The 8962-nt window shown below is 38.3% G+C and carries 6 protein-coding genes; 3 read left to right on the plus strand and 3 right to left on the minus strand.

What is annotated here, in order from left to right; genetic code table 11:
* Positions 1 to 10: 10 nt before the first annotated feature.
* Both RT138_RS15015 and RT138_RS15020 read right to left on the minus strand, forming a co-directional pair.
* Positions 11 to 3022, minus strand: a complete 3012-nt coding sequence (locus tag RT138_RS15015) for a TAT-variant-translocated molybdopterin oxidoreductase (RefSeq protein ID WP_313191329.1) — start codon at positions 3020 to 3022, stop codon at positions 11 to 13.
* Between the two features lie 40 nt (positions 3023 to 3062).
* Complete coding sequence (locus tag RT138_RS15020; RefSeq protein ID WP_185211317.1) at positions 3063 to 4349, minus strand: cytochrome c3 family protein; 1287 nt, start codon at positions 4347 to 4349, stop codon at positions 3063 to 3065.
* Positions 4350 to 4590: 241 nt separating this feature from the next.
* Between RT138_RS15020 and RT138_RS15025 the strand changes: the two genes are divergently transcribed.
* Complete coding sequence (locus tag RT138_RS15025; RefSeq protein WP_313191330.1) at positions 4591 to 5055, plus strand: methionine-R-sulfoxide reductase; 465 nt, start codon at positions 4591 to 4593, stop codon at positions 5053 to 5055.
* Here RT138_RS15025 and RT138_RS15030 read toward each other — a convergent pair.
* Positions 5015 to 6049, minus strand: a complete 1035-nt coding sequence (locus RT138_RS15030; RefSeq protein ID WP_313191331.1) for a substrate-binding domain-containing protein — start codon at positions 6047 to 6049, stop codon at positions 5015 to 5017. The genes RT138_RS15025 and RT138_RS15030 overlap by 41 nt on opposite strands.
* 158 nt (positions 6050 to 6207) lie before the next feature.
* Between RT138_RS15030 and RT138_RS15035 the strand changes: the two genes are divergently transcribed.
* Both RT138_RS15035 and RT138_RS15040 read left to right on the plus strand, forming a co-directional pair.
* Positions 6208 to 8469: a GH92 family glycosyl hydrolase gene (locus RT138_RS15035; protein WP_313191332.1), complete on the plus strand. Its 2262-nt coding sequence runs from the start codon at positions 6208 to 6210 to the stop codon at positions 8467 to 8469.
* Between the two features lie 80 nt (positions 8470 to 8549).
* Positions 8550 to 8876 carry a DUF493 domain-containing protein gene (locus RT138_RS15040; protein ID WP_313191333.1) on the plus strand — a complete coding sequence of 109 codons (327 nt, stop codon included), beginning with the start codon at positions 8550 to 8552 and terminating at the stop codon, positions 8874 to 8876.
* Positions 8877 to 8962: the final 86 nt, after the last annotated feature.

The following is an 8962-nucleotide window of genomic DNA, read 5'->3' on the forward strand; positions in this document are numbered from 1 at the left end:
CTAGAATAAATTATGCTTCAAATGTGTTTCTTACCTTCGTCATATAACCAATATTTGGTTGTACGTTGATTTCTTCAAGCACATAATAAACACGTTCATTACGTAATGCTTTTGAAACTTCTGACTCCGGATCGTTTGCATCACCAAAGATGATTGCATTTGCCGAACATGCCGCTTGACAAGCCATTTTGATATCTCCGTCTTTCACTTTACGGTTCTCCACTTTAGCCTGCAACTTACCTGCTTGGATACGTTGAATACACATTGAACATTTCTCCATAACCCCGCGAGAACGTGTGGTTACATCTGGATTCAATACTAATTGTGTAAACTCGTTGTTCAAGTAGTTGTCAAAACGAGAATCATTCCAGTAGTTAAACCAGTTGAAACGACGTACTTTATATGGACAGTTGTTCGCACAGTAACGTGTTCCGAAACAACGGTTATAAGCCATGTGGTTAAGACCTTCTGAAGAGTGAACGGTTGCTAACACTGGACATACGGTCTCACATGGAGCGTGCTCACAGTGTTGACACAACATCGGTTGATAAACTACCGATACATCTTCGTAGTCATAACCAGCTGCCTTAGCAATTTCTTTCTCTTTTGTTAATTTGCCCTCTCCTGTATTCAAGGTATAGTAACGGTCGATACGCAACCAGTGCATTTCACGACGACGGCGAACCTCGTCACGACCTACAACCGGAACGTTGTTCTCAACGTTACATGCAACAATACAAGATCCACAACCGGTACAAGCATTCAAATCGATTGCCATCACCCAACGGTGACCAGGTTGTTCAAATTTATTCCATAGATCATATGTTTGGTGCGTATCAGAGAAACGACCAGACTCAGAGTTAGGATCTTTTAAGTAATTAGCAAATGTAGTTTCACGGATAATGTTACGTCCCTCAATCGTGTGGTGCGTTTGTGTTTGAGCCAATTCATAAATTCCAGAAGCTTTTGAAATCGAAGCTTTTGCAGCGAATTGAATAGTACCATTTACTAAACTTGCAAATGGATAAGCATTAACACCTACATTATTTCCTGCCTTACCAACTTTAGTACGACCATAACCAATTGCAATTGAGACTGTACCTCTTGCTTGACCTGGTTGTAACAACACTGGAAGGTCTACTTTATAGCCATTTGCTTCAACAGTAACTTTTCCGGTCTCTTTAACCCCTAATTCCTCAGCATCTGCTGGGTTAATTGCTGCATAGTTATCCCAAGTTACTTTAGAAACTGGATCTGGCAATTCTTGTAAGTAAGCATTGTTAGCCCAACGTCCGTCTCTAATATTTGGAGATTCATAAATCTTTAATTCAACCCCTCCAGCAACACGTTTAGCATCATTTGTAATTGCAGCAGCAATTGCATTGACATCTACGTTAGCTGAATAGGAAGAACCAGTGTTTGAACCTTTATAAACAAAACCTTGTTGAAGTACATCTTTCCAAACTTTTCCGGTTCCTGCTAAGATATTGGTCTCCCAATTTTCCTTAACGAAGTCATGGATAGGTTTGTTGACACCAGCCCAGTTGATCAAACTTTGTTCAGCTTGACGTGTGTTAAATACTGGATTGATGGTCGGTTGAACGATGGTAAATAATCCCTCTTTTGCAGAAGCATCACCCCAAGATTCTAAGAATGTATTATTTGTAGCAATAGCTTTCAATTCTGATGAAGTTTCATCAGCACGATCACCTAAGGATACTGTATAACCAATTTTTGAAATTGCTGCTTTTACATCATCAGCTTTAAAGTAGTCATAAACTGGGTTTGTGTTCCAGAAAATAGCTACACCTACTTGACCAGCTTTAGCCGCTGTTAAGAAAGTTTGAAATGCTGAATCCGATCCTTGATGTTGTTTAGAGAAATTATCAAGGTCAATGATTGAACCATATGCCCCTAATGCTGTATTGATTGCGTTTGCTAAAGCTTGAACATTGGTATCATTCGATCCTGCTACAACCACTGATGAACCTTTTGCATTCACCAATTCCTTAGCAGCAAGAGCAATTGCTGTTTTTGCTTTCGCATTGTTTGTACCGCCAGCAACTGATTGTCCAGTGATGGCATTGTACAAGCTGATTAATACTGCTCCTTCTTCTGAAGGTTTGATTGCAATACGAACATCCGCATTTGAACCAGTCATTGATAAACCTGATTCAAATTGAATATGACGTGACATTTTTCCGCCTTTCAACGATTTATAGTCACGGTTTTTAATATAGTCTTGTGTATGTTCTTCTCCAGCTACCCAAGTTCCTAAAAAGTCTGCTGCTACTGAAACAACAACTTGCGCTTTATCAAAATGATAGGAAGGAACAACTGCTTTACCAAATGAAGCTCTATTGGCTTCAATGATACCGCTGTACGAAACTGCATCAACTTGAACATGTTGAGTTGCAGGATATTTTGCAGCAAATGCCGCGATAGCAGCCAATGAAGAAGGACTATTGATTGTGTTTGAAACAATTGTAATCTGTTTTCCTGCTGCTTGTGCTTTATTCAATGCATCAACTACCGCTTGGTCCAATTTTGCCCAATCTACATCTTTACCTCCAATTTGAGGATTTTGTAATTTGGACATATCGTACAAGTCAAGTACAGATGCAGATGTTGAAGCGTCTGTACCTTGATTTAAGCCAACTGCATTAGGATTTGCTTCCAATGAAATTGGTCTTCCTTCTCTTGTTCTAACGATTACACTCTGACCATTGAAGGAAGAAGCGTAGAAGTTTGGTACACCTGGAGTAACTTCTTCAGGTTTGATTATATAAGGTACTGCCTTGTGAATTGGCGTACGGTTACACGCTGCTAATGTCACAGCTCCTAAACCAAAACCTAAAGCTTTCAAAAAGTCACGACGAGGTGTCTTGGTACTTAAACCAGCTTCATTTAACACATCTTCTACGGGAATAGGCTCAGCAAACTCACTCTTGCTTCCTTCAACAAAAGCAGGAGTTTGATTCAATTCCTCTAAACCTTTCCAATATTTTTTATTGCTTTCCATTTAAGCTATATATAAGATTCCGTTATTCTAAATTAATTTATTAATAATGACACTTTCCACACTCTAATCCACCGATCATAGCTGCTGTCATCTTCTCACCTTTTTTCAGCTTATCATGAGCCTCGATCAATTGATCATAGTACGCATTGTCTGTGTTCACAGAAGTTTCTTTGTGACAGTCAATACACCATTTCATGGTAAGTGGTGAATATTGGTAAACTTCTTCCATATCTTGGATTGGACCGTGACATGTTTGACATTCAACTCCAGCAACTACAACGTGTTGTGAGTGGTTGAAATATGCAAAGTCTGGTAAGTTATGGATTCTAACCCATTCGATAGGTCTTGTGTTTGTACCATACGTTCTAGCTTCTGGATCCCAATCTACTGCACGGTATAATTTCGCAATCTCTGGAGAAATGTTACCATCATAATGATCTGAACCTGTTACTGTATTGTGACAGTTCATACATACGTTTGCTGATGGAATCGAAGCGTTTTTAGATTTAAATGCTCCACCGTGACAATATTGACACTCAATCTGATTGACACCAGCGTGAATTTGGTGAGAGAATTTAATTGGTTGAACTGGTTTGTAACCTTGGTGAACACCAACATTCCACATGGTTTTCCAACCTGCAACTCCCAATAAACCAACGACCATCAGTACAACGAAGAATACCAACTTTTTGTTCTTTAAGAATGCCTTAGCAAATTTTACAGAACCACTCTCGCCTTCCTCTTCACTTTTCGCCTGAGCCTCAGCAATTGACGCTTGGTTATTAGCAATAACACGTTCTAAAGTTTTTGTTACTCTGTTCAATGCAAAAATCACAGCTACAGCTACTACAAACAATGCAATCAATCCGATAATCATCAAATTGTTCGCATCTGAACTTGCAGCACCAGCACCTCCAGCAGCAGGACCAGCAGCCTTCTTCTCAGCTAACTTCACCTCTTCTGCCTTCAAGTACGCAATGATGTCCTTAATATCACCTTCTGAAAGGCCAGCATAAGGAGCCATTGTTGTAGGATACTGAGATTTTAATTCAACAGCTTGTGGATCGCCTGAATCAATCATCCCTTGCGGGTTGTGGATCCATTTCACAATCCATGCTTCTTCTCGACGCTCAGACAAACCAGCCAAATCTGGACCGGTCAATTTCTTACCTACAGCGTGACATGAATTACACGCATTCGACTTGAATAGCGCTGCACCATTCGCAGCATCCTGCGCCTGCGTGGTAGTAGTAACGGCAAATAACAATACCAAACTGATTGATATTGACTTCGCAAGTCTTCCCAAAACGGATGAGATATTTCTCATATTTAGCACTTTATACTATTTTATGTGTAATAATTAATTGTTGACTCTTCAGTACATGTACACAATACCGTACAAAACAATGCACAAAAGTATAACTTATTAAGCAATCCCTGACAATTTGATGACGTAATTTATCAATTTATAATCATTCTAAATAGAACGCTTTATATAGCTCTATATCATTACAAATTAACATTCAATTGATATTTCAATAATCTTTTTTTAGTAAATTAGCTTCCTTATGAAAGCAATATATTGCATATTAATTTTAATTGTTTTATCTGGTTGTGCTCATTCGCAATCAAACAATAATGTGGAAACCATGGAACAAAGCAAAAAATACAACGAATTAACTCCCGAAGAACAATACGTAATCCTTAATAAAGGAACAGAAAGACCGTTTACTGGTCAACTCCTGAATAACAAAGAAAAGGGAACTTATGTTTGTAAGCGATGTGATGCTCCTTTATACCATTCCGAAGACAAATTTGAGTCCCATTGCGGATGGCCAAGCTTTGATGATGAAATCCCAGGAGCAGTAAAAAGAGAAACTGATGCGGATGGCAGAAGAACCGAAATCCTTTGTGCTGCCTGTGGGGCCCATTTGGGCCATGTTTTTGAAGGCGAAGGCTTCACCTCCAAAAACACTAGGCACTGTGTCAATTCTATTTCAATGAAGTTTGTTCCAGCGTCTCCTCAGAAATAACCGAAGAACCTCGAACCAATAGTTCACTAGGGATTACAATTTTCTGTAATTCCTTGTTTTTCCCCTTAATCTCATTTAATAGGGTATGGATTAGCTCATTTGCTATGGCAGAAGTATCCTGAGTTACCACGCTGATGCCTGGCTCATACAGCTTAAACAGGGTGTGGTCATCGAACGCCACCATATTTGGCAACTTCATACTATACTTTTTCACTGCTTTTAGACCATCAATTGCCAGATAGTTAGTTGCAAATAAAACAGCATCTAGATTATTGGCACTGATAAATTCATGGATTTGATCTATTGAGGAATCTTCGTTTTCATCAATCTTCACTTTTTTAATAAACGCCTGTTGTTGGAACTCGTCAATTGCTTTCATATAGCCATCTAGTCGATCTCGCATCTGGGTTTGATTAGAATACAAAGAAACAAAGCCAACTCGTTTATTATTCTGGTTTTCCAATAAATGCCTAGTTGCTTCAAATGCTCCATTAAAATTGTCCAATACCACATAATGGGTCTCTAATTGAGGAATATAGCGGTCAAAAAGGACCAATGGCACATTATTCTTGATTAAATTCGAAAGCGTATCATCCAGTCCCTCAGGAGGTGTTATGATATACCCATCAACTTGTCTATCATAAAACAATTGGATTAATTCCCTTGCTTTGGTCTCATCATTATCCATACTACAATAAATAATATGATAACCATTGTCGTAGGCAATCCTTTCTATATACTTGGCGACATTGGAAAAGAAGGGATTGGAAATATCTTCAACGATCAAGCCTAAAATCTTGGATTGACCTGTCCTCAAACTCTGAGCTAATTGGTTGGGCTTATACCCCACTTTTTTCACATAGTCCAAAACCCGTTTAGTCAAACCCTCACTGATCCTTTTTTCCTTAGCCTTACCATTTAAAATAAATGATACGGTCGTCACGGATACCCCAAGGTTCTTTGCAATGTCACTAATTAAAATTCGTTTTCTCATGTTAGGTTAATAAAATGCAATTCAAAATCTATCAAATATATAAACTCGGCTAAATTTTAGCAAATTTATGCTAAAGATTTTGCTAAAAATTTGGCTAAAAGGGTTTATTAGGTTTAAAAACGTACATTTGTTATTGTACACTATTTATAACGACATTTATGAAATTACATTATAAATCATTTGCAATTATTTTTGCAACAGGATTAATGTCTCTTCCTGTATGCAAAGTCGCCGCTCAGCAATATACAAAATATGTTGACCCTTTTATCGGTACAGGTGGTCATGGTCACACTTTCCCAGGTGCTACTGTCCCTTTTTCTTTGGTTCAACTATCTCCCGACAATGGTAAGAATGGTTGGGATTGGGTGAGTGGCTACCATTACAGTGCAGATTCCATCGCTGGTTTCAGCCATATGCACCTCAGCGGAACGGGTATCGGCGATTGGCTGGATATTGCCATTATGCCCTTAAATCAACCAGTCAATAAAAAGGACTGCGACACCCGAATAAAATTCTCACACAATAATGAAAAAGCTAGCCCGGGATATTACGAAGTGAGATTAGACAACGGGATACAAGCTAGGTTAACATCTACCGAACGCGTAGGACTCCATAACTACACTTTTCCTAAAAACACAGAACCAACGATCAGATTAGACCTTGGACATGCCTATAACTGGGATAGACCTATGGATACCGAAATCAAGATCCTAAACGACAGTACAGCAATTGGTAAACGATATTCTTATGGCTGGGCAAATCAACAGCATATTTATTTTGCCATCCGCTTCAATAAACCATTTAACTCTTATTTATTGAATGGGAACAAAACCAATGAAAAACAGATTTCTCAACTTAACAATTCAAGACAAGGCCCGGTTAATGCAGTAAATGCACAATTTATTTTCCAAAAGACAGATCAAGTAGATCTCAAGGTTGCTCTTTCAACCACATCAGCAGAAAAAGCAATTGAAGCATTAAATGAAATCCAAAATTGGAATTTTGAACAGGTTAAATCGAATGCCGAAAACCAATGGGAAAAAGAATTAGGAAAAATCAAGGTAGAATCCACTGATGAAACCCTAAAAAAAATCTTTTATTCTGCTTTATATCATACTGCCGTTTCCCCAACCCTTTATTCAGACAAAGATGGTGAATACAAGAACTACAAAGGGGAATTACATAAAATGAATAATGCCGGCCAACGTTACACATTATTTTCACTTTGGGATACCTTCCGTGCATTAAAACCCTTACTAAGCATCACGCAATCTGAACGTTACACAGACATGATGAACAGCATGTTAGCTTTTTATGATGAAAATGGATTGCTCCCGGTTTGGGACCTTAGCACTTTTGAAACCAATACCATGACTGGCTATCATGCTGTCCCTGTACTTGCAGATGCTGTTTTAAAAGACATCCCTGGAATCGATCAGGAAAAAGCATTTAAGGCAATGCTAGCTAGTGCAAATCAGAAAATCAGGGAAGTTCCAGATTATATTGAATATGGATATGTTCCGCAAGATGTAAACGGCGGATCAGTGACATCAACTCTGGAATACGCCTTTGATGATTATTGCATTTCCTTGGTTGCCAAAAAACTAGGAAAGAAAAAGGAGTTTGAAGAATACACTAAACGCGCTAAGAATTACATTCACCTTTTCGATCCTAACTCTGGTTTTATGCGGGCTAAATTGAAAAACGGAAAATTCGTGGAACCCTTTGATCCGTTCTATTCTGAACATGAATTCTCAAAAAGCCAATATATCGAAGGAAATGCATGGCAACACTCCTTCTTTGTCCCTCATGACGTTAGGGGTTTAGCTAAATTGTTCCCGAAAAAGGATGGTCTAGACAAGATGCTGGACACCTTATTCACTGCCCCATCCTATATGACTGGAGAAAACCAATCTCCTGATGCAAGTGGTTTTATTGGTCAATACGCTCATGGAAACGAACCGAGCCATCATATTGCCTACATGTATTCCTACCTAGGCAAACCATGGAAAACACAGGAAAAAGTTAGAGCCATTATAGATTCCATGTACCATGAAAGGCCAGATGGTTATGCTGGAAATGAAGATGCTGGTCAAATGAGCGCTTGGGCAGTTTGGTCGATGATGGGCTTATACCCTGCTTCCCCGGTAAATGGAGAATATGTATTCGGAAGTCCAGCTCTTGATAAATCTGAAATCAGCATGCCTAATGGCAAAACGTTCAGCATTATTGCCAAAAACAATTCTAAAAAGAATATTTATATCAAATCCATTACATTGAATGGAAAACCATATAAAAAGACATATATCACCCATAATGAAATGTTGAAGGGCGGAACATTGGAATTCCAGATGACTGATGTACCGAATCTAAAATTTGGAACACAAAAAAAATCATTACCTACTTCAATGGAAAATTAAACAAAACCAAAAATATAACGTTTTGTCATATATTGGCCTTGGGTACACTTATTGATACTTAAGGGAAAGGAGAAGAAAAAATGGAAGAATTAAACAACAATATTAACATCAAAGACATACAAGACGACAGCAACAATCAGGACTTTTACAAAAACTTCAAAGATAAATTGATTGAGGTAGAACAGTTTCCGTCCATTTATACTTTCAAATTCATCGTAAAATCTGATTCTGACCAAGCTGAAAAGGTAAAAGGCTTGTTTACTCATGCCTCAGCTAAGTTTTCTGAGAAAAAATCTTCAGGAGGAAAATACACTTCGATCTCAATCGAAAACTATGTAAACAATGCCGACGAAGTGGTCAACTATTACAAAAAAGTGGGAGAAATCCCTGGTGTAATGATGTTATAAGTAAAATACTAAAACAGAAAAGGGTGTCAAATTGACATGACCCCAAAAAGTTGGACGGATTAACAAAATTAAGTTTTTTCTAGGAG

It is taken from the genome of Sphingobacterium sp. (assembly GCF_032065005.1).
Taxonomy (GTDB): Bacteria; Bacteroidota; Bacteroidia; order Sphingobacteriales; family Sphingobacteriaceae; genus Sphingobacterium.